At 38.1% G+C, this 26213-nt stretch carries 19 protein-coding genes; 12 read left to right on the plus strand and 7 right to left on the minus strand.

From position 1 onward, the window contains the following. Positions 1-537 precede the first annotated feature (537 nt). From pepN to OO7_RS06940, 3 genes are all read left to right on the plus strand, one after another. Entirely contained in the window at positions 538-3156 is a 2619-nt protein-coding gene (gene pepN / locus OO7_RS06930; RefSeq protein WP_008915245.1) for an aminopeptidase N, read from the plus strand. A gap of 538 nt (positions 3157-3694) precedes the next feature. After that, entirely contained in the window at positions 3695-4705 is a 1011-nt protein-coding gene (gene pyrD, locus OO7_RS06935; protein ID WP_008915246.1) for a quinone-dependent dihydroorotate dehydrogenase, read from the plus strand. A 256-nt stretch (positions 4706-4961) separates the two neighbouring features. After that, positions 4962-5507, plus strand: a complete 546-nt coding sequence (locus OO7_RS06940) for a cell division protein ZapC (RefSeq protein ID WP_008915247.1) — start codon at positions 4962-4964, stop codon at positions 5505-5507. 109 nt (positions 5508-5616) lie between these two features. Here OO7_RS06940 and OO7_RS06945 read toward each other — a convergent pair whose 3' ends face one another. After that, positions 5617-6738, minus strand: a complete 1122-nt coding sequence (locus OO7_RS06945; RefSeq protein WP_008915248.1) for a YcbX family protein — start codon at positions 6736-6738, stop codon at positions 5617-5619. Positions 6739-6843: 105 nt separating this feature from the next. Between OO7_RS06945 and rlmKL the strand changes: the two genes are divergently transcribed. The 6 genes from rlmKL (at position 6844) to rmf (ending at position 14958) form a co-directional block, all read left to right on the plus strand. Further along, positions 6844-8952, plus strand: coding sequence for a bifunctional 23S rRNA (guanine(2069)-N(7))-methyltransferase RlmK/23S rRNA (guanine(2445)-N(2))-methyltransferase RlmL (gene rlmKL, locus OO7_RS06950; protein ID WP_008915249.1), 2109 nt, complete (start codon positions 6844-6846; stop codon positions 8950-8952). 11 nt (positions 8953-8963) lie between these two features. Next, positions 8964-10871 carry an ABC transporter ATP-binding protein gene (locus OO7_RS06955; protein ID WP_008915250.1) on the plus strand — a complete coding sequence of 636 codons (1908 nt, stop codon included), beginning with the start codon at positions 8964-8966 and terminating at the stop codon, positions 10869-10871. A gap of 35 nt (positions 10872-10906) precedes the next feature. Beyond that, a complete protein-coding gene (gene pqiA, locus OO7_RS06960; protein ID WP_008915251.1) occupies positions 10907-12184 on the plus strand; it encodes a membrane integrity-associated transporter subunit PqiA in 1278 nt (425 codons plus the stop codon). Continuing rightward, positions 12181-13830 carry an intermembrane transport protein PqiB gene (gene pqiB / locus OO7_RS06965; RefSeq protein WP_008915252.1) on the plus strand — a complete coding sequence of 550 codons (1650 nt, stop codon included), beginning with the start codon at positions 12181-12183 and terminating at the stop codon, positions 13828-13830. The genes pqiA and pqiB overlap by 4 nt, the downstream gene beginning before the upstream one ends. Continuing rightward, entirely contained in the window at positions 13830-14387 is a 558-nt protein-coding gene (gene pqiC, locus OO7_RS06970; RefSeq protein ID WP_008915253.1) for a membrane integrity-associated transporter subunit PqiC, read from the plus strand. The genes pqiB and pqiC overlap by 1 nt, the downstream gene beginning before the upstream one ends. A 400-nt stretch (positions 14388-14787) precedes the next feature. Further along, positions 14788-14958, plus strand: a complete 171-nt coding sequence (gene rmf, locus OO7_RS06975; protein WP_008915254.1) for a ribosome modulation factor — start codon at positions 14788-14790, stop codon at positions 14956-14958. Between the two features lie 241 nt (positions 14959-15199). Here the strand turns inward: rmf and fabA are convergent, their stop codons facing one another. The 3 genes from fabA to OO7_RS16465 form a co-directional block, all read right to left on the minus strand. Continuing rightward, entirely contained in the window at positions 15200-15718 is a 519-nt protein-coding gene (fabA, locus tag OO7_RS06980) for a bifunctional 3-hydroxydecanoyl-ACP dehydratase/trans-2-decenoyl-ACP isomerase (protein ID WP_008915255.1), read from the minus strand. Positions 15719-15803: 85 nt separating this feature from the next. Next, positions 15804-17540, minus strand: coding sequence for an AAA family ATPase (locus tag OO7_RS06985; RefSeq protein ID WP_008915256.1), 1737 nt, complete (start codon positions 17538-17540; stop codon positions 15804-15806). 180 nt (positions 17541-17720) lie between these two features. Further along, positions 17721-17897, minus strand: a complete 177-nt coding sequence (locus OO7_RS16465; protein ID WP_008915257.1) for a GhoT/OrtT family toxin — start codon at positions 17895-17897, stop codon at positions 17721-17723. A 224-nt stretch (positions 17898-18121) separates the two neighbouring features. On the opposite strand from OO7_RS16465, the gene matP reads away from it, so the two are divergent. Continuing rightward, positions 18122-18586 carry a macrodomain Ter protein MatP gene (gene matP / locus OO7_RS06990; protein ID WP_008915258.1) on the plus strand — a complete coding sequence of 155 codons (465 nt, stop codon included), beginning with the start codon at positions 18122-18124 and terminating at the stop codon, positions 18584-18586. A 345-nt stretch (positions 18587-18931) separates the two neighbouring features. On the opposite strand, the gene ompA is transcribed toward matP, so the two are convergent. Together ompA and sulA are read right to left on the minus strand one after the other, a co-directional pair. After that, a complete protein-coding gene (gene ompA / locus OO7_RS06995) occupies positions 18932-20008 on the minus strand; it encodes a porin OmpA (protein ID WP_008915259.1) in 1077 nt (358 codons plus the stop codon). Between the two features lie 355 nt (positions 20009-20363). After that, positions 20364-20885 carry an SOS-induced cell division inhibitor SulA gene (sulA, locus tag OO7_RS07000; protein WP_008915260.1) on the minus strand — a complete coding sequence of 174 codons (522 nt, stop codon included), beginning with the start codon at positions 20883-20885 and terminating at the stop codon, positions 20364-20366. Between the two features lie 231 nt (positions 20886-21116). Between sulA and OO7_RS07005 the strand changes: the two genes are divergently transcribed. Then, complete coding sequence (locus OO7_RS07005; protein WP_008915261.1) at positions 21117-21719, plus strand: TfoX/Sxy family DNA transformation protein; 603 nt, start codon at positions 21117-21119, stop codon at positions 21717-21719. A 103-nt stretch (positions 21720-21822) separates the two neighbouring features. Here OO7_RS07005 and yccS read toward each other — a convergent pair whose 3' ends face one another. After that, on the minus strand, positions 21823-23985 hold the full coding sequence (gene yccS, locus OO7_RS07010) for a YccS family putative transporter (protein WP_156823134.1): 2163 nt from the start codon (positions 23983-23985) through the stop codon (positions 21823-21825). Positions 23986-24114: 129 nt separating this feature from the next. On the opposite strand from yccS, the gene helD reads away from it, so the two are divergent. After that, positions 24115-26169, plus strand: a complete 2055-nt coding sequence (gene helD, locus OO7_RS07015; RefSeq protein WP_008915263.1) for a DNA helicase IV — start codon at positions 24115-24117, stop codon at positions 26167-26169. Positions 26170-26213: the final 44 nt, after the last annotated feature.

A 26213-nucleotide genomic window follows, 5' to 3' on the forward strand; every position in this document is an offset into this window, starting at 1 on the left:
GTTTTCAGGTTGTTAACAGCTTATTTATGTCTGGGCGGCCTTAGGTTTTTATGCTGACGGAATGAATTTCTATTTCATATTATCCGGCTGCATGTAAACGATTTTTGGCTAATTAATAAACGTAGTGTAAAACTAATTAGTTAGCATCAATATGCAATTTATCAGTTTATTAGTACAGTGATACTATCATGTAATTTACGATTTAACAGTGTAATAGCATCAACGAACAACTTTATTATTAACAATAGTTGATACTGAAGATCATAAATTTATAACATATCTAAATGAAAATGTTTCTCATGTCCATGAGTTTGTTATGTATACTGAGCAGATTGCAAATATCTTCATGCTATTTTCAATCACAGAATTATGCACTGAGTTGTTTGAGTTCTAGATAAGGTTGGTTGTTTTGGATAAGTCACTCCACTCGACATGCAATTTAAACTCATTGGTGTATAAATATCATTGGTGTATAAATAACATATAGTATAAAGCGTGAAGCTCTAGATATTGGATTAACGAATACAAAGGTTACTTATGACTCAATTGCGACAAGCAAAATATCGTCAGGATTATCAAGCTCCTGATTATACGATCACTGAGATTGATCTTGATTTTATCCTCGATCCAGTAAAAACCGTAGTGACGGCAACTAGCCAAGTTAAACGACTTAATCCTCAGTCTTCTACTTTGGAATTACAGGGAGAAGATTTGGTTTTAGTCGGCGTTGAGGTGAATGGCCAACCTTGGGCACATTATAAAGAACAAGAAGGCAAACTAGTCCTTGAGTCATTACCCGAATCTTTTACATTACGAATTGTCAATGAAATCAGCCCTGAAAAAAATACGGCATTAGAAGGTTTGTATGTTTCAGGTGATGCTCTATGCACACAGTGTGAAGCGGAAGGTTTCCGACATATTACTTATTATCAAGATAGACCAGATGTTTTAGCGCGTTATACCACGACAATAACTGCCGATAAACAGCGTTATCCTTATCTATTATCTAATGGTAACCGTATTGCGGAAGGGGAACTTGATGATGGTCGTCATTGGGTTAAATGGCAAGATCCATTCCCGAAACCTAGCTATCTATTTGCTTTAGTCGCTGGTGATTTTGATGTTTTAAAAGATAATTTTATTACCCGAAGTGGCCGTGAAGTTGCGTTAGAACTTTTTGTTGATAAAGGCAATCTTGACCGCGCACCGTGGGCAATGCAGTCGCTAAAAAATGCCATGAAGTGGGATGAAGAGCGCTTTGGTCTTGAGTATGACCTTGATATCTATATGATTGTTGCTGTTGATTTCTTCAACATGGGTGCAATGGAAAATAAAGGTCTTAATGTTTTCAACTCGAAATATGTGCTAGCAAAAAATGAAACCGCGACAGATAAAGATTACTTGAATATTGAATCTGTTATTGGTCATGAGTATTTCCATAACTGGACAGGAAACCGGATTACCTGCCGCGATTGGTTCCAACTTAGCTTAAAAGAAGGCTTAACGGTATTTCGTGATCAGGAATTTAGTTCAGATCTGGGATCGCGTTCAGTGAACCGCATCAATAATGTTAAAGTGATGCGCGCCGCACAATTTGCTGAAGATGCTAGCCCAATGGCGCATCCAATTCGCCCTGAAAAAGTTATTGAAATGAATAACTTTTATACCTTAACAGTTTATGAAAAAGGATCTGAAGTTATTCGCATGATCCACACCTTGTTAGGGGAAGAGATGTTCCAAGCAGGGATTCAGCTATATGTTCATCGCCATGATGGAAGCGCGGCAACCTGTGATGATTTTGTTCAAGCGATGGAAGATGCTTCTAATGTTGATTTATCTTTATTCCGCCGCTGGTATAGCCAATCAGGCACGCCAATTCTAACTGTTCGTGATGAATATTTGCCTGAAAAACAGCAATATGTTCTTCATGTTAGTCAAGTGACGCCACCAACGGCTGATCAAGCGGAAAAACAAGCCTTACATATTCCTTTAGATATTGAATTGTATGGCGAAGATGGCTCGGTTATTCCTCTGAAACATTTAGGCAGCCCAGTAAATTCAATCCTCAATGTGACTCAAGATTCGCAGAGTTTTACATTTGATGAAGTCAGCAGCCGCCCAACACCATCACTATTGCGTGAATTTTCAGCACCTGTAAAATTAGATTACCCGTACAGTGATGAACAATTAGCATTTTTGATGCAGCATGCAAGTAATGACTTCTCTCGCTGGGATGCTGCACAACAGCTGATCAACAATTATGTCAAAGTGAATGTAGCGAATCAGCAAACAGGTAAACCTCTTGTTTTCCCTGAGCATGTTATTAATGCTTTCCGTGCTATTTTGCTCAATGAAGCGATTGATCCTGCTTTAGCTGCACTTATTTTAGATTTACCTTCTGAAAATGAGATGGCAGAACAATTCCCAGTCATTGATCCTGATGCAATTCATGCTGTTGCTGAATTTATTACAAAGCAATTGGCAATTGAAATGGCGGATGAATTTTTAGCTATCTATCGTTCTATCAATATTGATGGTTACCGTGTTGACCATCAGGATATTGCGAAACGTGCTTTACGGAATATTTGTTTGCAATATATTGCGGAAGGTAATGATAGACAGCTAGCTGATAAGCTAGTATCTGCTCAATTTGCATCTGCGGATAATATGACCGACTCTTTGGCTGCATTAACCGCGGCAAATAGTGCTCAGCTTCCTTGCGTTAATAAACTGATGGCTGAGTTTGATGAACGTTGGCACCATGATGGTTTGGTGATGGATAAGTGGTTTACTTTACAAGGCTCAAGTCCTGCTAAAGATGTACTCAAAAATGTTCGTTCACTATTAGAACATCGTTCATTTAGCATGAGCAATCCTAACCGCGTTCGTTCACTTGTTGGTGCATTTACTTCTGGTAATCCATCTGCATTCCATGCAAAAGATGGTAGTGGCTATCAATTCTTGTATGAAATATTAGTGGATTTAAATACACGTAACCCGCAAGTTGCATCAAGATTGATTGAGCCATTAATTCGTCTCAAACGTTATGATAAACAACGCCAAGACCTCATGCGCAATACGCTTGAACAATTGAAAGGGTTAGAAAACCTTTCCGGTGATTTGTTTGAAAAAGTGACTAAAGCACTAGAAAGTTAATATATTTAATTAACGAGCTAGAATAAATAGTGTGGATAGCCCCTAAGTTTTTCTTAGGGGCTGAGGTTGTTGACAAAGCGGGATAAAAGCGTGGTTTTTCCCGCTTTGTGTTATCAGTCGAAAATCAATGCATTGATTTTCCTTGCTTATTTTCAAAACCTATATGACTTGCCGCCAAACATAATATGTTTGTCAGCAGTCTGAGCCCCTAAGTTTTTCTTAGGGGCTTTTGCTTTTTACAGCAGAAATTCATAAATACGTTATTTCATGTCCAAAGTTCAGCCAGTATTGATATTTTTATGGATTACATCAGGTGAGTTAGGGTAATCTATGACGCGTTTTATCGGATGGAAATACACTGGGGCTAAAAAGCAACTCGGCAAGCATAAATTGGCGGGTAATTTGGTGCACAGGGTATTATGTCTTTAATCGCTCTATACGCAAAATATTGCGAGTAAAACGGCATGGCGTTCAATTAAGAATTCATGTTAATTAACTCAAAGTATGATGGGTGTACACAGAAAATAGGTTATTGGATATGTTATATCACCTTGCCCGCAAGGCTCTATTTCAGTTCGATCCAGAAAAAGCGCATGAATTGACTCTGAGTCAGCTTCACCGTTTAAACAATTCCCCTCTCAAATTCTTTCTTAATCAATCTGTTGCTACCAAACCTGTTCAATGCATGGGATTATCATTTAAAAATCCACTTGGGTTAGCTGCGGGCTTAGATAAAGATGGTGAATGTATTGATGCTTTTGGTGCTATGGGTTTTGGTTTTATTGAAATAGGAACTGTGACACCACGCGCTCAACCGGGTAATGATAAGCCTCGCTTATTTAGATTGGTTGAAGCAGAAGGATTAATCAACCGAATGGGTTTTAATAATAAAGGTGTTGATAATCTGGTTGAGAATGTTAAGAAATCAACTTACGGCGGAGTGCTGGGAATTAATATTGGTAAAAATAAAGATACTCCAGTTGAGCAAGGCAAAGATGATTATTTAATTTGTATGGAGAAAGTTTATTCACATGCAGGTTATATTGCTATTAATATCTCATCACCAAATACGCCGGGATTACGTACTTTACAGTATGGTGAAGCATTGGATGATCTATTAAGTGGAATTAAATTAAAGCAATTAGAACTTCAATCGAAATACCAAAAATATGTTCCTGTTGCAGTAAAAGTTGCACCAGATTTAACAGAAGAAGAAATTATTCAAGTTACTGATAGCTTAGTTCGCCATAATATGGATGGTGTTATTGCAACAAATACCACTTTAGATCGTAGCTTAGTGCAAGGTTTAAATCATTGTAATGAAGCTGGAGGATTGAGTGGGCGTCCTGTACAATTAAAAAGTACAGAAGTGATAAGAATAATCTCACGTGAATTAAATAGTAAACTTCCTATTATTGGTGTGGGTGGAATTGATTCACTAATATCAGCAAGAGAAAAGATGGAAGCTGGCGCATCATTAATCCAAATTTATTCTGGATTTATATACCACGGACCGAAATTAATTAAAAATATTGTTAATCATATTTAATTATCCGTAAATTTACTCAAAGAGGGCTTTATTTGTGCCCTCATTTAATCTATATTGAAATAATTGTTTATTTTTTGTATTGCGTTCATGAAAAATAGATGCGCTTTAATATCTGTTTTACATGTTAGATCGTTTAGCGATACAGATCATTTTTATAATTTTATAAAACGTGGCTGAGCAAACTAATCGAAAATGAAAATATAAGTAGTTTGTATAGCCAACGGTAATATAACTTGTAATCGCTAAGGGATCGTTTATGAAAATAAAACCCGATGATCATTGGCGTTGGTATTTTGATCATGACCATGACAGAGTAATGTTAGATCTCGCCAACGGCATGATATTTCGCTCATGTTTTCCTGCTAAAATGCTGACTGCATTTGCACGTGCTGAAATGCCTTTTAGCATTGAAGATGCTGGAGAATTTTATACCTATGATGAGCAGGCAAAAACATTAAACCTTTCAAATGAAGAACGCGCTGAATTAGTGTTAAATAGTTTAGTCGCTTTGCGTTTTTTAAAGCCACAAATGCCCAAAAGTTGGTACTTTTCTATTGTTCATGAAATGGGAATACCTTTACAAGGTCAGCCGATTCAAGTTCGTATTGAAGGCTCAAATAACTTTGCCACATTTATTATTGTGGAAGTTGGCGATTCTGCGAGTTTATGTTTATTAGCGGATCCGCAATTAGAATTACCTGATCGCACATTGCGTTTTTGTGATCCAATAAAGATTATGAATGATAGAATGCTAAGGCCACAACGCAATATAAATCGTCTACGCTATGGTAATGTCAGTTAATAAACAGTGATATCTTGTTTTTTAAATTGGATCGGCTGTTTGATCTTTATATTATATGAAAGAAAAAAGCCATCATAAAAAGAAAGTATATATGATGGCATGAGTAGAATTATTTTAAAGATAATCTAACAGCGCTTTTAGGAATACAGCTACAGGCTAATATATAACCATTATCTTTAATAGCACTTTGTTTAAGTGGTGTAACTTCCCCTTCAATAAGTTTTATTTTGCATTGACCACAGATCCCCGCACGGCATGAATAAGGCAAATTAATCCCTTTTGATTCTAATTGCTCCAAGATCACTTCTTGATTATTGCCTTCATACTCGAAACTTTCAAAGCCTAACGTCACGGTTTTTAAATGAGATTGCGTTGAAATATTTTCTGTCTCAGAATCCGATTCACGTTTTTGAGGAATATATTGGCTTGCTTTTTTCTTTTCGAGAACTGTGATGGTATCGCCAACTCGAATAACACCCGTATTTTGTATAATGACATTCTGTCCAAAATCGACATCGCCTTCAGCATTTGTACGAAATGTTTGTAAGGTGGCTAAAGGCTCTGCTTTTGGATGTTTAATCCCTTTTTCTGGGCTGACCGTGGTGAGAATACAACGGCTACACGGTCTATCTAGGGTAAACACAACCTCACCAATTTGGATGGTACGCCAAGTATCTTCTTCAAAAGGCTGTGCGCCAGTAATAATAAGATTTCCTCGAAATTGTTCCAGCTTGATACTCGCAGGGCAGCGTTTTTGTAATTCTTGTACAGATGCTTCATTAATTAGTAAAAAAGGGTAGCCATCCGCAAATGATAATGGGATATCAGGCATTTTTTTTACTCGACGTGATAATTGAGAACTTAGCCAACGCAGCTGTACTGGCTCATCAAAATAACCACTTAGCCATGTATTGATTGCTTCCGGTGCAATTAATGCATGAAAATGATTTCCCCATACTTCAGTTGGACTCTGATTATTATCAAAGTCCTGATACAATACTGTCGCGCTTTTACCGTCAGGTGCTTGGAGATAGATGCCGTTGTTAAGCATAGCTGGTGTAAACAGTAACATCTGTGGGTATTTTCTTGCTGTAATAAATTTACCCTCTGGTGTTGTTACCATAAAGTTACGATCAAACATCAGCCCGCTGGTATCAGCATAAGCATGAGATAGACGGATCCCCCTCATTGATTTGACTGGGTGTGTGTAAAGGCGTGAAAGCGTTATCATTAATTAATCCTTATAATTATAATTGTTGCTACGCAACTTTATGACAAGTGCATAAGATTAGCTATAATGCGCAACAATTTTTCCCTCTAATTGGTAAAAAATACTATGAATTCTCTGTTTGCCAGCACAGCTCGTGGCCTAGAAGAACTACTAAAATCGGAACTCGAAGCGCTGGGCGCTAGCCAGTGCAAAGTTGCACAAGGGGGCGTCTACTTTCAAGCCGATGAACGGGTCATGTACCAAAGTCTGCTTTGGAGCAGGCTGGCATCCCGTATCTTGTTACCACTGAATGAATTTAATGTTTATAGCGATTTAGATTTATATCTAGGCGTTCAAGCCATTGACTGGACAGAAATCTTCCCCGTTGATGCAACTTTTGCTGTTCATTTTAGTGGCACGAATGACGAAATTCGCAATAGCCAATATGGTGCATTAAAAGTTAAAGATGCCATTGTAGATTGTTTTGTGCGAAAAATAGATCAGCGTCCAGATGTTGCGCGCCAACAACCTGATATTCGCGTCAATGTGTATTTGAATAAAGAAAAAGCGAGTGTTGCACTAGATTTAAGTGGTGATTCATTACATATCCGGGGTTATCGTGATCTAGCAGGTCAAGCACCATTAAAAGAAACGTTAGCCGCGGCAATTATTAGCCGTTCCGGCTGGCAGAAGGGAACGCCGTTAGTCGATCCGATGTGTGGTTCTGGAACGCTCGTAATTGAAGCTGCAATGATTGCGGCTGATAAAGCACCGGGCTTGCATCGCACACACTGGGGCTTTTATTCATGGTTGAAATATAATCCCGAATTATGGCGTGAGCTAACCACAGAAGCGCAGGTTCGTTTCCGTCAGGGATTAACAGAAACCACATCCCGTTTTTATGGTTTTGATATAGATAAACGTGTTTTAGATATGGCTCGTGCCAATGCGCGTAGAGCTGGCGTTCAAGATCTTGTCAGCTTTAATCAAGGTGATGCTGCCATGCTGGAAAATCCAGTTAAGACAGATATCACGGGAACAATTTTAAGTAATCCTCCTTATGGTGAGCGTTTAGATAGCGAACCTGCTCTGATTGCCCTGCATAGCCAGTTAGGCCGAGCAGTAAAAGCGCATTTTCCAGGATGGCGCTTATCTATTTTTAGCGCATCACCTGAATTATTGAGCTGCTTACAATTGCGTTCTGAAAGAGAATTTAAGGCGAAAAATGGTCCTTTAGATTGTGTACAAAAAAATTATTTACTCGCACAAACACCATCTGAAACTGTGAGTGAAATTTCGCCTGATTTTGCAAATAGATTACGTAAAAACCACAAAAAACTGAGTAAATGGGCTAAACAGCAGGGAATTGAATGCTATCGTGTTTATGACGCTGATTTGCCAGAATACAACGTTGCTGTTGATATTTATGGCGAAAAGGTGGTTATACAAGAATATGCACCACCAAAAACAGTTGATGAGCGTAAAGCGCGCCAACGTTTATTTGATGTCATTACGGCAACAATGAATGTATTACAGCTTTCATCAAATCAATTGATCTTAAAAACACGCCAGCGCCAAAAAGGTAAACAGCAATATGAAAAATTAGCGCAAAAAGAAGATTTCTTTTTAGTGCAAGAATACAACGCTAAAATGCTGGTTAACTTAACGGATTATTTGGATACTGGGCTATTTTTAGATCACCGAATTGCGCGACGCATCTTAGGGCAAATGAGTCGTGATGCCGATTTTCTAAATCTCTTTTGCTACACCGGTTCTGCAACGGTACATGCCGGATTAGGTGGCGCGAAGAGCACCACATCAGTTGATATGTCACGTACTTATCTTGAGTGGGCTGAGAAAAACTTGCAAGCCAATGGCCTAACTGGACGTCAACATCGCCTTATTCAAGCTGATTGTTTGAGCTGGTTGGCAAATAGTGATGAACAATTTGATGTGATTTTTATTGATCCACCTACATTTTCTAACTCAAAGCGCATGGATGGTACATTCGATGTACAACGCGATCATGTGCAACTTATAACACATTTAAAACGTCTATTACGCAAAGGGGGAACTATTATGTTCTCTAATAATAAGCGTGGTTTTAAAATGGATGTGGAAGCATTACAAGAATTAGGATTACAGGCAGAAGAAATTACGGCGAAAACACGTTCAGAGGACTTTGCCCGTAACCGTCAGATTCATAACTGCTGGCTTATTCGCCATGCAGCGTAAAGGATAAAACAATGGCTTTAATTAATTTGTCTGGTGCATATCTTTCGTTTAGTGATGCACCACTATTAGATAATACCGAAATTCACATTGAAGATAACGAACGTGTTTGTTTAGTTGGCCGCAATGGTGCGGGTAAATCAACGTTGATGCGTGTGTTAACCAAAGAACAGCCTTTGGATGACGGGCAACTGCTTTATCAACAAGATTTGGTGGTTGCGCGTTTACAACAAGATCCACCCAGAAATGTTGAAGGAACTATTTTTGATTTTGTGGCAGAAGGTGTTGAAGAACAAGCTCAATACCTAAAAGATTACCACCACATTTCTAAACTTGTTGAGACAGATCCGAGTGAGAAAAATCTCAATAAAATGGCTGAAATACAAGAAATTTTAGATAGCCGTAATTTATGGTTATTAGATTCACGTATTAGTGATGTGCTGAAAAAATTAGAGTTGCCAGCTGATGCGCAATTGTCTTCACTTTCTGGTGGATGGTTACGTAAAGCCGCACTAGCGAGAGCACTAGTGAGTAATCCGCGTGTACTATTTTTAGATGAACCAACGAACCATTTAGATATCGAAGCAATAGTTTGGCTAGAAAATTTCTTGAAAGATTTTCAAGGCAGCATCGTTTTTATCTCCCATGACCGTTCTTTTATTCGTAATATGGCAACTCGAATTATTGATCTGGACAGAGGCAAACTGATGTCTTGGCCGGGTAATTATGATCAATATCTTGAAGCTAAAGAAGAAGCTTTGCGTGTAGAAGAGATGCAAAACGCTGAATTTGACCGCAAACTTGCTCAAGAAGAAACGTGGATCAGACAAGGAATTAAGGCGCGTCGTACGCGTAATGAAGGCCGAGTTCGCGCGCTTAAAGCATTGCGAGTCGAGCGCTCACAAAGACGCGAAGTGATGGGCAGTGCAAAAATGCAAGTGGGAGAAGCTGCACGCTCAGGGAAAATTGTCTTTGAGATTGAAAATGTCAATTACCGAATTGATAACAAAGTATTGGTTAAAGATTTTAGCGCTCAAGTATTACGTGGCGACAAAATTGCGCTTGTTGGCCCAAATGGTTGTGGAAAAACAACGTTATTAAAACTGATGTTGGGGGATTTACAACCCGATAGCGGAAGTGTTCATTGTGGTACAAAATTAGAAGTCGCTTATTTCGACCAGCACCGAGCAGCACTTGATCCTGATAAAACTGTTATGGATAACCTTGCGGAAGGCAAGCAAGAAGTGATGGTAAATGGCAAACCTCGGCACGTGTTAGGTTATTTGCAGGACTTTATGTTCCCACCAAAACGCGCAATGACACCTGTGCGTGCATTATCAGGTGGTGAGCGTAACCGTTTGTTACTTGCCCGTTTATTCTTAAAACCAAGCAATTTATTAATTCTTGATGAACCAACAAATGACCTTGATGTAGAAACACTGGAGCTGCTCGAAGAACTGGTTGATGGTTATCAAGGTACTGTATTACTCGTCAGCCATGATCGTGAATTTGTTGATAATAGTGTAACAGAATGTTGGATCTTTGAAGGCAACGGCGAAATTAACCGCTATACTGGAGGCTATTTTGATGCCCAGCAGCAAAAAGCACAAACCGTGAGTTTGAAAGCTGAGCAACAAAGTAAACTTTCTGAGCAGAATAAATCGGCAAAAGAAAAAGAAGCACCAAAGCGGAATAATAAGATAAGCTATCATTTACTCCGTGAATTAGAACAATTACCATCAAAACTTGAACAACTTGAGAGCGAAATTGAAAGCCTGCAAGCTATTATTGGTGATGCTAATTTCTTTAACCAATCTCATGATGAAACAGAAAAAACGCTCAGCTTGTTAGCTCAAAAAGAGCAAGAATTAGAGCAAGCATTTGACCGTTGGCAGGAATTAGACCTCCTTAAAAATGGTTAATATCCACGATGTGAAATAAGAGGGGGAGAATCGCCTTGTGCTCTCATGAATCTCATGAACATGTATTGTGTAATCAATGTGACATGCTCGTTTCTGTGCCTGAATTGCAGCAAGGCAGCAAAGCGACATGTCCACGTTGTCATACAACATTAGTCTCAAAGTGGCGTTATCCCTACAAACAACCCGCAGCATATGCATTTAGTGCTTTAGTTATGCTGCTGATTGCTTGCTTTTTTCCTTTTGTGAAAATGAGTGCGGCAGGTATTGAAAATGAAATCTCAATTTTTCAAATCATTGAGATAATAGGGGCGACGCGCTATAACGCGTTAGCGCTCTTTTTCCTCTTTTTTGCATTAGTGATACCTGCCTTTTGTATGGTAATTATTATCCTCTTTGGTCTACAGGTTCATATCCATAAGAAAATTAAGGTATGGTTTAGCCGTATCTTATTTCAAATGAAATCTTGGTGTATGGCTGAGATTTTCTTAGCGGGTGTCCTCGTTAGTTTTGTGAAATTAATTGCTTATGGGGATATTGGCGTTGGGTTGAGTTTCTTACCATATTGCCTATTTTGTGTTCTGCAAGTTAGGGCATTTCAATGTTTGGATAGGCACTGGATGTGGAATAGAATTGAGCCTGCACCAAAACTGGAGCAAAAATTGCAAGTCGGTAAGACGGGGATAAGCCAAAATGTGCGCCTATGTTTAACTTGTACGGCGATTTTACCTGCTGAACAATCTAAGTGCCCGCGTTGTTACTCTCATGGTAGTGTCCGCAAGCACCAAAGTTTACAGTGGACAGTGGCATTATTGCTAACCTCTTTCATATTATATATTCCTGCAAATCTGCTTCCTGTTATGACAACGAGCATGCTAGGTAGTGACATGCACTCGACTATTATGGACGGGGTTATTCTTTTGTGGGGCGATGGATCATATCCTGTCGCATTAGTGATTTTTATTGCCAGTATTATGGTGCCATCATTAAAAATGATTGGTATTGCTTGGCTGTGCCTAGATTCTCGCGGATACGGAAATAAAGATCCGCATCGTATGCACTTTATTTATGAATTAGTCGAATATGTAGGACGTTGGTCTATGATTGATGTTTTTGTTATTACTATTTTGGCTTCTTTAGTACAAATGGGGCAATTGATGAATATAGTCCCTGCACAGGGCGTTATTTTCTTTGGTGTTGTCGTTATTTTAACGATGTTTGCAGCGATAGCATTCGACCCAAGATTAACATGGGATCGCTGCGCAAAAAAACACGCACTAAAGACTGTTGAACAACAAGAAGGAGCCATCGGATGACTCAGCAAGAAACATCACAGGCTAATGCCAAAGTGAGTAAATTAAAAAGTTGGTCACCTGTTTGGGTGATCCCCATTATTACGGTATTAATTGGTGCATGGATACTGTTTTACCACTTTAGCCATCAAGGCCCTGAAGTCACATTGATTACTTACAATGCGGAAGGTATTGAAGCGGGTAAAACTAAGATCAAGAGCCGCAGTGTCGATATCGGTATTGTCGAAAGTGTCACATTAGATGACAACTTTAGTCGCGTTGTGATAAAAGCACGCCTCAATAACAATATGAAAGAGTTATTGCGTACTGACTCCGCTTTTTGGATAGTCAAACCCACCATTGGGCGTGAAGGTGTGACAGGATTAGGCACATTATTGTCAGGTGTCTTTATTGAAGTTCAACCCGGAACGGCTAGTACAGCGCATACAGAATTCACTTTACTTGATTCACCACCTTTAGCTTCACCAGATGCGAAAGGGATCCGCATAGAATTAATTAGTGATAAAGCAGGGCAGCTAAACGCCGGCGATCCAGTCCTATTCAAAGGTTATCGGGTGGGTTCTGTAGAAACTAGCCAGTTTAATATGAAAGGCCGTGATATGCGTTATCAGCTATTTATCAACGCGCCTTACGACCAACTAATCAACAGTAATGTACGGTTTTGGAAAGATAGTGGTATTGCCTTTGACATGTCATCCCAAGGGCTACATGTAGAATTAGGTTCTCTTGCTACCCTGCTAACAGGGGGCGTCAGTTTTGATGTTCCTGATGGTTGGATGGCAGGTGAAAGTGTTAAAGAAAACACAGTCTTCACATTATTTGATAGTAAAAGTAGCATCCAAAACTCGTTGTATACATCATATCAAGACTTTGTGTTATTTTTCTCTGATTCTGTACGTGGCTTACAGCCTGGTGCGCCGGTCGAGTTCCGTGGTATTCGCTTGGGTACGGTGGCAAAAGTCCCATTCTATACTGATGGATTTGACCAAAAATTAGATAACGACTTCCGTATTCCTGTCTTAATCCATATTGAGCCTGAACGTTTTGCTAAAGATGTCGGTGCTGATTTTAACTTGAAAGAAGAACTCAAAGCAGCGATGAAAGATGGATTACGTGCTTCATTAAAATCAGGTAATTTACTGACTGGAGCACTCTTTGTTGATCTTGATTTTGTGCCTAATGTTCCTCCATATACAGGCCCAGATGTGATTGCTGGCTATAAAATTATTCCAACAACAAGTGCGGGCTTAGCGCAAATTCAGCAAAAAGTTATTTCAGTGTTGGATAAAATCAATAGCATGCCAGTTGAGCCTATGTTGAATCAAACAACGAAAACATTGGCTGAAGGGCAAAAAACAATTCAAGAAGCACAAGTGATGCTGGGTGAATTGAATAAACTCATGGGCAGCAAAGATTTCCAAAACTTACCGCGTGATCTACAAAAAACATTGAATGAAATGAATCGGGCAATGCAAGGGTTCCAACCGGGTTCTCCTGCATATAATAAGATGGTTGATAATATGCAACGCTTAGACCAAGTTCTCAGGGAAGTGCAACCATTATTGCGTACGCTAAATAGTAAGAGTAATGCCCTTGTATTTGAAGCTGAGCCTACAAAGGACCCTGTACCTAAAGGAGTGAAAAAATAATGCGATATATTGTATCGATATTAGTTTTAATGCTGGCGGCTTGTAGCAGCACCCCCGAGAAAAAGTATTACCAATTGCCGATGAAAGCATCGGCAGCCCAAACAGCAACGGTGATGGGGCAAAAAAATCAAATTTGGTTACAGCGTGTGATGCTATCTGATGTACTGACATCCAATGGGATTACTTACCAAACATCAGATGTGAGTTACACGAATGCCAGCTCACATTTATGGGCAAGTCCGTTAGAGCAGCAATTAGGCCAATCTATGGTCAATGAACTGTCTTCTCAATTGCCTGAAAGATTAGTTTCATTGCAACCATTGCAGAACTCGCCTGATACTTTGGATATAACGCTGACGGCATTTAATGGCCGTTATGATGGTAAAGTGCTTATTCAAGGTTTTTGGACGTTATCGGATGGTAAAGAGATTGTCCGCCGTAACTTTGATATTCAATTGGAACAAAAAGAAGATGGATATCCAGATTTAGTTCGAACATTATCTGAAGGTTGGCAGCAAGTTGCACAAGGTATTGTAAAAGAAATCAATAAACTTTAATTTATTTTAATCGTTATTGTATTTCAGTAAATAGACACGTAGCGTTAGTGATTTATCCAATACGCCGCAAACCCCGACCTTTAGGGCGGGAGAGATGGCAACGTTGTTACTTTTCTATTAATAAACATGCATATGCACTTTGGTTATAATGACCAAAGTGCATTTTTCATACTTATTGTCTCTATCTTAATCAATTGTATTATAACGCTAAAATAATTTTTGATTAAAAATCAATGTATTACGTTGTGTGTGGAAATGTAATTCACATTTATTAGATTTATGACATTTATATTAAATTCTTTACTTGATTTTCTTTTTGCCCAGTTGTATTTCTATAGTGTACTTAGTTGAAGTTAAGTACTGTTTTCTTTTCCATTTTTAATGATGAGGGAAGTAAGGCATGAAAAGACAGAAACGAGACCGTTTAGAAAGAGCTTTATCGAGAGGTTATCAAGCAGGCATCGCAGGACGTTCCAAAGAGTTATGCCCCTATCAGGCTATTGATGCGCGATCACATTGGTTAGGAGGCTGGCGAAAGGCGATGGAGGATAGAGCAATCTTATCTGCATAGCACAGATTAAAGTGCTTATATCTTGCAGATATCACTATTATTCAAAAATTAAAAAATGAAGATCGTTATTTTTTAATTTATCTATTGTTAAGGTTTTTAACCTCCGCAAATGCGGAGGTTTTCGCTTAAAACACCACGGTAAATTTCTTTTAATTATTAGTTGGTTAACCCTAATGACAAAAAATCCCTCATAGTAAATGAAGGATTTTTATAACACAGTGCAAATAGCTGTATTCAATAATTAGAATATACTGGTATCTTTAAATAGACCTACTTTTAGATCATTCGCTGTGTAAATCACTTTACCATCAACTAACACTTCACCGTCAGCAAGACCCATGATCAGTTTACGGTTAATAACGCGTTTAAAATTGATACGATAAGTCACTTTTTTCGCTGTTGGCAGAATTTGGCCTGTGAATTTCACTTCGCCTACGCCAAGTGCACGGCCTTTGCCTTCACCACCTAACCAGCCAAGGTAGAAACCAACTAATTGCCACATTGCATCTAAGCCTAAGCAACCGGGCATCACTGGATCATTGACAAAATGGCAGCCAAAAAACCATAAATCTGGGTTAATATCTAATTCAGCTTCGACATAACCTTTATTAAAGGTTCCGCCATCTTCAGTCATTGTGATGATGCGATCCATCATCAACATGTTGCCAGAAGGTAATGGAGGTCCATTTTCTCCAAATAGTTCACCTCTTCCTGAAGCTTCTAAATCAACTTTTGTGTAGGACGCGCGTTTATCAACCATGTTCTTATGATAGCCTTAATTGAGTGTAAGTTCATAGAATAGCGTACACTTGTAAGCTGAACAACTCCGATCTGATATTTTTTATTTAGCTTAACCATTTTAAAAACCAAGGTAACTTAGGTTTTTCTGGTGAATTAGCCTGATTTATCCGTTCTTGAATTAAAGCTAACAGGTGTACATTATCGCCTTCAACTTGTTGTTCAAAGTAGGGTTGTTGAGTCAGTAATGTAATGGCTTGGGCAACATGCTCCACAGGCCAGATATGAAATTGTCCTTCTTTAACAGAATTAATGATAGTTTCATTAGTGCAAAGGTGACGTATATTCGCCATTGGAATAATAACACCTTGGCGTCCGGTTAGGCCACGCTTAGCACAAATATCATAAAAACCTTCTATTTTCTCATTCACACCACCAATTGGTTGAACATAACCAAATTGGTCAACAGCACCAGTCACAGCAATTTGTTGATCGATTGGCTGTAGTGCCAGCGCGCTAATAAGTGCACATAATTCAGCTAATGAGGCGCTATCACCATCGACTTCACCATAAGATTGCTCAAAAACAATAGAGGCAGAAAATGGCTGAGGCTGATCCAATTTCAGTTCATAGTTCAAATAGGCCTGCATAATCATCATGCCTTTTGCATGAATATTACCGCCTAGCTCTGCTTTTCTTTCAACATCGACAAATTCACCATCACCGATATGGACAACACAAGTAATGCGCGATGGCTCACCAATTGCTTCAGGGTGACCAGGATACTGCAAGACAGATAGGCCATTAATCTGCCCAATAACTTCACCTTCAGTTCTAATGAAGACTTGTTCTTGTAAGATATCATCTTGAGCGCGTTCAGGTAGAAAACTATGTCGCCATAAGCGATTTTCAATAGCCTGCTTAAATGCTTCGGAATTAAGGGTATTGTTTGACTGAAAATGTGACGCGTCTGTTAATCGACGAATTAGCCATAAAACATCAAGTGGTAAGTTAAATTTATCTTCACAAAAGCGAGTCGCTTGAGTAATCAAAATTGGCCAACCATCTGCGGTAATTTCCGGTAATTTATTAGCTACAATGATAGATTTTATATAACGCATCCATAATGTTAATTGCTCTTTATCATCAAAGAACATAACAGGTTCATATTCGCCATAAATTGCATTATCAAATAATGAAGGGTGAATATATTCGAACTCTTCAAGCTCCAGTCTATCCCCAACGATAACTAATTTTAGCTCAAGAGGCTGTGGTTGTATTTCAACAGGTAAAGTTTGGTTATCTGTAAATGGCAACCATTCAATTTGCTTCTGAGAAACCATATATTGCAATCGCTGCCACATTAAAGGCTGAGCAATTAAGGTTGATGCAGAGAGAAGCAGAATGCCACCATTAACCTGATGCAGTAAACCTGGCACTAAATGCATTGATGGTGTAATGAATCCAAACAGTTGTTCAGGTTCAATCCAATGGCGGTAGGCAATTTTTTTACTGCTGGAAAATCGGCCATTAACATTGGGTTGCCATTCAAACACTTGCTTGCTTTCACAAAACTGATAATCACCATTAATAGTTGGGTAATCTGTCAATAAAGCGCTAAATGAGTTGGCAAATTCCTGTAGATAATACTCACTCTCATCCGACTTAATAAACATGAAACGAGTTCGTGAGTTTTCTTTAATGAACTGCGTTACACTTTCAAATAATCTAGGCTGAATATCCGGCAATGAAGCGGGGGTAAGTGTATCTGAGGAAACAAAATTTGCCTGGTAAGGCGTTAAATCAGGGGTTAGGCCTTGCCATGTTAGTTCTTGACTGATCACTATAATTTTTCTGCTATTAATATGATTATAAGTAAAATGCCTGTCTGTGAACCGGCGCGTATGTATAAATCCTAGGTGGATATTTTGCACTAATTTTCGGTAATTTTAGCCCTTATTGCGCAAGGTTGTTATATTAGCCTTTGAGCACCAATCTTGCAGCAATAATTGTTGCTATATCAGTTAGAATAATGAAAATAGTAGAACAACTGGCAAAGTCATTGGCCATGTTAGCCCAATAAGGAGTGCACTCAGCAATCGCATGAAGATATTAGGGTCTTTTGTGACAAGTAGTGTTATAAGTGCAGAACATACAGCTCCAATCCCATAGATGAGGAGTATGCTTTCAAATGTGGACATGCTAAATTATTAATTGTTAATAGATATAATACAATTGTACACGAATTTATGCCAAGTTGTTATCTTATTCACCATTTTTGAAAGTATATGATTATATTTTTGTATTAAGTGTTTTTACCCTTTAGACTTCTTCATAAAATAATTTACTACGTAATCATCAGGACATTATTTTTTGATGGCGCTTTCTTGAACATTTAAATTTAGACTCAATTTTTGGAAACACTATGAAATATCAGCAGCTTGAAAATCTTGAATGTGGATGGAAATGGGACTATTTAATTAAAAAAGCAAGAGCTGGCGAGGTTATCACTCGCTATATTGAAAGAAGTGCAGAAGAAAATGCAGTTTCTCTATTGTTAAAAATCGAGAATCAACCAGATGAAATTTTGCGCTGGATTTCATTGCATATTGCTCCTCAAGTTGATCATCGAATGAAACAAAGCATCCGAGCAAGACGTAAACGCCATTTTAATGCTGAACATCAGCACACAAGAAAAAAATCGATTGACCTTAACTTTTCGGTTTGGCAGCGATTATCTAATCTCGCCGTCAAACGTAATATCACATTGTCTGAAACAATAGTTCAATTGATTGAAGATGCCGAGCATAAAGATAAGTATGAAAGCCAGATGAATTTTTTAAAGCAAGATTTGCAAGCTATCTTAGGGAGCTCGAGCTCTAAGAAATAATATTGCCGACTATTTAGGGGGTGGATTGATTGCAGTATATCTTTTTAATCATATTGCACATCAACTATTTGGGATTTTTGTCTATAACAGCAAATGACATCGAAGATTAAAATACCAACCTAATTTTTCTATATGAATAAATTTACAATATAATCAAATCATTAAAAGCATAATAAGTAAGTTGATTCATATCTGAAGTATTTTAGCATTACCTCTTTTATCTCCAGTTCTCTTTTATTTTTATCCTAATATTAGAAAAATTATTATATAGATATGAAAAAGCCCTACATTACATAGGGCTTTTGTTCAGCTTGAAATTCGAACTTTCAAACAGTTGCTTAGTAATTAAGCGCCTGGTTGAGATACAACTTCAGTTGTACCTTGAATTTCGATTTCAACACGACGGTCTGGAGCCAGACATTCGATCAGAGCTGCGCGACCTTTAACATCGTCACATTTGTTACCAGTTACTGGATCTTCTTTACCACGACCTTCTGCAGCGATTACGCTAGCAGGAACGCCTTTAGATACCAAGTAATCTACTACAGACTGTGCACGTTTTTGTGAAAGTGGCAGGTTGTAGTTTTGTGAACCGATACGGTCAGTATAACCAACTACCAGTACACGACCTTGAGTTGGGTCGATGCTGCTTAGTTCGCTATAAAGTTCGTTCAGTGCTTCTTGGCCTTCTGGTTTCAGGCTAGATTTGTTGAAGTTAAACAGAACGTCTGAACGTAGAGTGAAACGTTTGTTTTCAACAACTGGAGCTGGTTCAACAACTGGAGCTGGCTCAACAACTGGAGCTGCTTCTTGGTTGAAACGATATGCTAGACCAACGCTCAGCATGCCGTTGTCTGGACGTGCGCCCAGGCTGTTGTTGTCACCAATTTTGCTAACCCATTGGTAATCTAAACGAGTTGCCCAGTTTGGCGTGATTGCATATTCAACACCCAGTGCGTACAAAGGAGAAACGCCAGTGTCGTTTTCTTTGTAGTGCGCTTGGCCAGCTTGGTTAGCTTTAACATCTGTACGCCAAACCATACCACCTAAACGGGTATAAACGTCTAAGTCATCCATTACTGGGTAGCTTAGTTTAGTTGCAAGAGAAACACCCATAGATTTCAGGTCACCGTGGTTACCGTCACCTTTGTATTTCATTTTACCAAACCAGTCATAACCAAGCTCGAAGCCTAGGTATTGGTTGTATTGGTAACCTGCGTATGCACCAGCACCGAGTTGGTCACGATCAGTACTTGTACCTACTGAACCTGCGTTACGGTCAACTGGATTGAATTTTGTGTCTTCATAGTGAGACCAGCCTAATTTAGCACCGGTATACCAAGTGTTATCTTTTGGAGCTGCTTGCGCAACAGTTGCGAAACTTGCTACTGCCACTGCGACTGCGATAGCTGTCTTTTTCATTTTTTACGCCTCGTTATCATCCAATATAGGCATGGCTTCATTGAGCCTTATTATTCGCCATTGGTTTAAAATACTTGCTAGGTTTCAGCGACATTATCTATAAAAATTTATGAAAAGTAAAAAATAATGTCTCAACCTTAACAAGCTAAAGTCTACAACGAACTTAAAAAGATACAAGTAGAGTAAACACAATTCATTATAAAAAATGTTTTTTTAGTGGATAAATCAGAGAGATAACCATATTTAAAGGCAAAGTTGTTTATTATCTATCTAATTGATCTTAATTATTTTTTCGCCATTTTAAATATCCAATATAGTTATGAGTTAAATTTTATAAGAATATTCTTAATCTTGGTTAGTGATAGTAATTAGAGTGAATTTTTAAGTTACTTTGCTGTCCATTATGGTTACTTGCGCTATTATGCGATTTTTGCGGTCGCATAATAAAACCAATAGTATGACCTTCTAGTGCAGCTATTTGTAATCGAATAAAGTCCTGTTCACTTATATTAGGTAGCCAACCTAACACGACACTGTAATTACCACTTCTTAATGCTTTTTCCATCGCACTCACTGTTTCTATATCGTCCATGCGATTGAGTTGAATAATTTTATTAATTGGCAAACCAGATTGTTCTAACCAATTGCGGCTTAGTTTTTGATTCGGACTTAACCATAATAGCCAGCGTGCTTGCACGCCTAATTGGCGTAATATTGGGAGCAATATGTAGTTAATGATAGAATGTTTTTCATCATAAACTAGCTCGCTAACCATCCCTTGTTGTGTGGTATCGTTTAGTTTCCGTACTGTAGGTGTAGCTTGTGCTTGATAACTTTGAGGATATTGATTTGTTTTATTCCAATAATAGTTAGCCATGATTCACCTCGCAATAAGACTGTATGAATATACAGTAACTGTATATTCATACAATATCAAGTGCGTTTTTTCAAAGCGCTTCGCAATTTTGTCGTTTATATCTGCAATCTTCTTGGCGTTTTAAATAGATTCTCTCAGAATGTTTTGGGCTTAATAGTCGTTAAAAGTTAAATAGTTATAGTGACACAACAAGGATGAATATAGATGAATACTCATAAGGAGTTTGGGTGTATGTCTTTAACTGAAAAAAATTATTTTTGTCTCGAACAAGTATTGAAGCAATTTGGTGTGCTGAGTAAGAAAAATCATTTTGGGGGATATTGTCTTCTTATCGATAATGTCATCATCGGTCTTGTATTGGATGATAATTTTTATTTAAGAGGATGCCTTTTTGCTCGTAGTTATTTTGAAGCCATTGGATTAAAACGTTTAGTGTTTACGAAAAAAGGGATCCCATTAGAGCTGCGTTATTATTTAGTCTTTGAGCAGATTTGGGAAAATGAAAGCTTATTATTCCATTGTGTGGATTTAGCTTATCGCTCTGCACGGGAAGAATTACTTCAAAAACAATCTGCGGTGGTTCGAATAAAAGATTTGCCTAATATGAATATGTCCGTTGAACGCGCTTTAGGGAAAATAGGGATCTATAAAGCAGATGAATTGCAGGAAATTGGTGCTAAAGCCTGTTTTTTAAAACTTAAACAACATGGACGACTCATGACGAGTATTAAATTACTCATTGGGTTGGCTGGCGCAATAGAGGGCTATCACAGCGCTGTATTACCTATCAAACTGAAACAAGAGTTAATTAATTGGTATAACACGGTCGGATAAATTTAACCCAATAATGGGTAATAATACGTAGTTTAATAATAATCTATGAGCAGATGATGATTTTTCATTATTGAGAAATAGTGGCCCATCTGCTCATTCTATTTTAATTTGTGGAAATATTAATCTGTTTTATCATTCCATTAATTTCAGGGATCAAATCTAAAAGCAATCGCGTTTGTTCCATAATTAAGGCTGTTTTTTCATCATCATTAGCGGAAATATTATCAATGCGTTGCATGATGCTATTTCGTAGTTGATCAGATTTACTTTCCTCATTATCACCATTTGTTTTTGTTGGCACAAATTGAATTGCGTTTTCTATATAGTTAATTGCATCATTTAAAATTGTTAAAACGTCCACATCTGTTATTTTCTCTCTGTGGGCACCTAATGCGGATATATAACTGAGTAATGTATGGTTGAGGCAAAGTAAGCGGAAAGCTTGTTCTTGAGTAACTTGGTACGATTTAGGGTCAGATGCCATATTAGATACAATTGAAGCAAATTCTGCATCATTATTATGTGCATCACGTCGTGCGACTCGGTATTCCAAGCTATTATCTTTACCTTGAGAATATTGCTGAAAAATAGCATCTAAATAACGGCAGTTACTATTCATTGTTTTGTGGACAACTTGAGGTAATTGGCGGAATTTCCAATCCGGCCAAATAAAACTCACGGCAAGAAACGCAATAAAACAGCCAATTAAGGTATCAATAATACGTGGTAAAGCAACTTCAAATCCTTCCCCAAGTAAGTTAAAACAGAATAAAACGAGTAGAGTAATAAATAAGGTTGCTTGAGCATACTGGCTACTGCGAAATACAAAAAATAATAGCCCAGATATGACAATTAAGGTTAATTGTCCTTCCATTGATGGGATAAAGTTTAATAAAGGTAATCCTATGAGTATCCCAACAATTGTTCCAATTATCCTCAGCGCTAATCTGCGTTTAGTCGCATTATAGTTAGGTTGGCAGACAAAAAGGCTGGTTAATAAAATCCAGTATCCTCTTTCTAAATTAAATAATTGGATAATGAGATAACCTACACAAAGTAGAATTGACATTCTGACTGCATGGCGAAAAAGAGGTGACTTTGGTGTTAGGTGATGTTTAACACGAGAAAAAATATCTCTTATCCCAGAAAGTGAATCGTCTGAAAGCTGCTCTATTTGCTTACTATTTTGCTGCCGAGCACTTTGCTCAAGGCTTAACCCTTTAAGTTGAATATCAATCCCTTTAAGATTATTGAGTAAACTGTAAAGTGCTTTCACTTCATGCGTTTCAGGGACGTTTTTTTTCAGTAGTTGCAAAGAACTTTCAATATAGGAAAAAGTGCGTTCAAAACGAGCACTATGTTGATAAGGTTTTTGCCATAACACGGATTGAGCAACTTGCTGGCAAGCTCTTGCTTGCATTGTTAATAAACGTTGAAAGCGAAATAATATATCACTGTGGCGTAGTGTACGGCTTAATTGTTGGTATTGAATATGAGATGAACTCGCTCGCTCATGAATATCTTGGGCAACAAAATAATATTGTAAGCTAATTCGTGTTCCTTTTTGCCCTCTATCACCTTTAAGGCGGCTAAGTAATGAGATCTTAGCTTGATTCATTGTGGTAACCAATGTGCTATTCACTAAAGCGAGATCATAAATAGATTGGGCATAATCATCATCAAGATCAGGATCAAATAAATTCGCTTTAGCATCTAAATAAGCAGCCAATTGTTGATAACACTGAGTAATCGCATCTTGCAAAGGCCTAACAGGAAATAATATATGTCCTATTAAGGTTAATAAATTATACCAAATTGCACTTATTAATAATAAAGTGGGTTGTTGGTACCAAGTATCAAAAATAGGTACGCCAAGCATGGTATAAATAGCAATTAATAAAGCGCCAAAAGCAATAGTGGCATAGCGTTGCCCTAATGCGCCTAAAAGAATAAAACTAACTGTTGATATGGCTAAACCAAAAAAGAAAAGCACAGGATGCGGAAAGAGTAACTCTATCGAGACTGAAGCAATAAAAAAACATAATAAAGTGATTAAGAGATTCTTTAAACGACCTGTTAATCTATCATCTAAGTCTGTTAGTGCAGCCGCAACCATACCCAAAGTTAATGGGATTGTCACTTTAGGCTCTTGACCTAATAGCCAAGGAATCAATGTCGTCCCTGTCAGGGCGATTAGGATTCGGATATAATACAAAGCATGGCTGTTATACAAAATACGACGATAACTAGTAAGCAGCGTTAGCACAAAAAAACCTCAAAGGTGAAAACAATCCTTAATTTATATCGATAGGATAGCTTGTTTAGCTGTAATAAAAAACCTTCTGAAATCAAGCTACAGCTATTTTTAATACTTGTTTAACTTAGGTGCAGGTGTATGGAATTAAAATCGACACAGATTGGGCAGCGCCTAGCTCAGCATCCCTATAATCGGGTTCGTTTATTAAATGCGGGTATTGAAGTGAGTGGCGAAAAGCATCAATACTTAATCCCTTTCAATCAGTTAATTGAAATTCGTTGCAAAAGAGGCATTGTTTGGGGTGAGTTAGAATTTGAATTAATTGATGAGCAAGTTGTTCGTTTACATGGCACTGAATGGAAACAAACTCAACGTTTTTACCATTATTTAAATGACAAATGGCAGCAATGGAGCTCAGAAATGAGTGAAATAAGTGCTGATGTACTTTCATCATTAGCCAATAGTCTTTCTCAACAAATTCACAAAGATTGTTGGTTGAGCTTGCGAGAAATTGCGAGTTTCCGTAAGAATATCAAACAGCAATTTTCCTCACTTCCTTTGCCGTTAAAACGTATAAGTCAGTTTGAAAACTGTGCGGATGCTTACTATTATTGTTCACAATGGTTGAATGAAGGTGAACATTGCCGCCAAGAAGTCAATGAACAATGGTCTGATGCCATTTTGGCGCGTTATGCTGATTTTTTCCAACGTGTTGAATCATCTCCTCTTAATAAAAGCCAAGCTTTATCTGTGATTAATGGCGAGGAAAATATTCTCGTTTTAGCGGGGGCGGGAAGTGGTAAAACGTCTGTATTAGTTGCAAGAGCAGGGTGGTTACTTCAACGAAATTTAGCTAAGCCTGAGCAAATTTTATTATTGGCATTTGGTCGCAAAGCTGCTCAGGAGATGGACGAGCGCATTCAATCTCGCTTAAATCGTAATGATATTGAGGCAAAAACATTTCACGCACTCGCGCTACATATTATCCGTGAAGGTAGCAATAAATCGCCAACTATAAGTGAATTAGAAACAGACACTCAAAAGCGCCACGAATTATTATTGAAAGAGTGGCAAGAGCAGTGCAGTAGTAAAAAAGCACAAGCAAAAGGTTGGCGAGAATGGCTAACGGATGAATTACAATGGGATATACCATCAGGTGAGTTTTGGTTAGAGCCCAAAATAAGTCACCGAATTGTCAGCCGACTTGATCGCTGGCTAAGCTTGATGCGCATGCATGGCGGTAGCCAAAAAGAGATGATTGAAGCCGCAGATGACTCGCTAAGTGATCGCTTTCAGAAACGCATCCGTTTAATGGCGCCATTATTAAAAGCATGGAAAAATGCCTTAAAAGCGCAAGGAGCTATTGATTTTTCAGGACTGATCCATCAAGCAATAAATTTACTTGAAAAAGGGCGCTTTATTAGCCCATGGAAACATATCCTGGTGGATGAGTTTCAAGATATCTCACCATTAAGAGCTAAATTATTACATGCGTTACGCCAGCAAAATAAACAATCTTCTCTTTTTGCTGTAGGTGATGATTGGCAAGCTATTTACCGCTTTAGTGGCGCAGAATTAAGTTTAACGACCTCCTTCTTAAATAATTTTGGCGCAGGGGCAATATGTGCTTTAGATACAACTTATCGGTTTAATGAACGAATCGGTGAAGTTGCTAATAATTTTATTTTACAGAACCCGCAACAGTTAGATAAACCGCTTAATAGTCTAAAAAAAGGAAATAAAAAGTCTGTTATTTTGTTGTATGAAGATGCACTTGAACGCCTTTTAGATAAAATGAGTGGGTATGTTACTGAAAATGAGACTATTTTAATTCTATCGCGCTATCATTATTTACGGCCTGATGTATTAAATAAAGCCAAAACTCGCTGGCCAAAACTTCAAATCGAATTTATGACGATCCATGCTTCGAAAGGAAAACAAGCAGATTATGTTATTATTTTGGGGCTAAATAATGATAAAGACGGCTTTCCGGCTCAGGCCCGAGAATCAATTATAGAACAAGTATTATTACCTAAGCATGAAGATTTTGAGAATGCAGAAGAGCGTAGGTTACTGTATGTGGCAATGACTCGTGCAAAACAGCAAGTCTGGCTTTTGTATAACCCTGAAATGCCTTCTATATTTGTAGAAGAACTTAGAGGCTTAAATGTTCCTCGACAGAAAAAACCATAGAAGATATGAGAAAAGAGAGTACGCCAGAGAAAGTTTCAGGCGTA

The organism is Providencia sneebia DSM 19967 (assembly GCF_000314895.2).
GTDB classification, from domain to species: Bacteria; Pseudomonadota; Gammaproteobacteria; order Enterobacterales; family Enterobacteriaceae; genus Providencia; species Providencia sneebia.

Excerpts from the sequence above, each read along its gene's own strand:
- pepN (WP_008915245.1), top strand. The coding sequence starts at position 538 with ATGACTCAATTGCGACAAGCAAAATATCGTCAGGATTATCAAGCTCCT.
- pyrD (WP_008915246.1), top strand. The coding sequence starts at position 3,695 with ATGTTATATCACCTTGCCCGCAAGGCTCTATTTCAGTTCGATCCAGAA.
- OO7_RS06940 (WP_008915247.1), top strand. The coding sequence starts at position 4,962 with ATGAAAATAAAACCCGATGATCATTGGCGTTGGTATTTTGATCATGAC.
- OO7_RS06945 (WP_008915248.1), bottom strand. The coding sequence starts at position 6,738 with ATGATAACGCTTTCACGCCTTTACACACACCCAGTCAAATCAATGAGG.
- rlmKL (WP_008915249.1), top strand. The coding sequence starts at position 6,844 with ATGAATTCTCTGTTTGCCAGCACAGCTCGTGGCCTAGAAGAACTACTA.
- OO7_RS06955 (WP_008915250.1), top strand. The coding sequence starts at position 8,964 with ATGGCTTTAATTAATTTGTCTGGTGCATATCTTTCGTTTAGTGATGCA.
- pqiB (WP_008915252.1), top strand. The coding sequence starts at position 12,181 with ATGACTCAGCAAGAAACATCACAGGCTAATGCCAAAGTGAGTAAATTA.
- pqiC (WP_008915253.1), top strand. The coding sequence starts at position 13,830 with ATGCGATATATTGTATCGATATTAGTTTTAATGCTGGCGGCTTGTAGC.
- rmf (WP_008915254.1), top strand. The coding sequence starts at position 14,788 with ATGAAAAGACAGAAACGAGACCGTTTAGAAAGAGCTTTATCGAGAGGT.
- fabA (WP_008915255.1), bottom strand. The coding sequence starts at position 15,718 with ATGGTTGATAAACGCGCGTCCTACACAAAAGTTGATTTAGAAGCTTCA.
- OO7_RS16465 (WP_008915257.1), bottom strand. The coding sequence starts at position 17,897 with ATGTCCACATTTGAAAGCATACTCCTCATCTATGGGATTGGAGCTGTA.
- matP (WP_008915258.1), top strand. The coding sequence starts at position 18,122 with ATGAAATATCAGCAGCTTGAAAATCTTGAATGTGGATGGAAATGGGAC.
- ompA (WP_008915259.1), bottom strand. The coding sequence starts at position 20,008 with ATGAAAAAGACAGCTATCGCAGTCGCAGTGGCAGTAGCAAGTTTCGCA.
- sulA (WP_008915260.1), bottom strand. The coding sequence starts at position 20,885 with ATGGCTAACTATTATTGGAATAAAACAAATCAATATCCTCAAAGTTAT.
- OO7_RS07005 (WP_008915261.1), top strand. The coding sequence starts at position 21,117 with ATGTCTTTAACTGAAAAAAATTATTTTTGTCTCGAACAAGTATTGAAG.
- helD (WP_008915263.1), top strand. The coding sequence starts at position 24,115 with ATGGAATTAAAATCGACACAGATTGGGCAGCGCCTAGCTCAGCATCCC.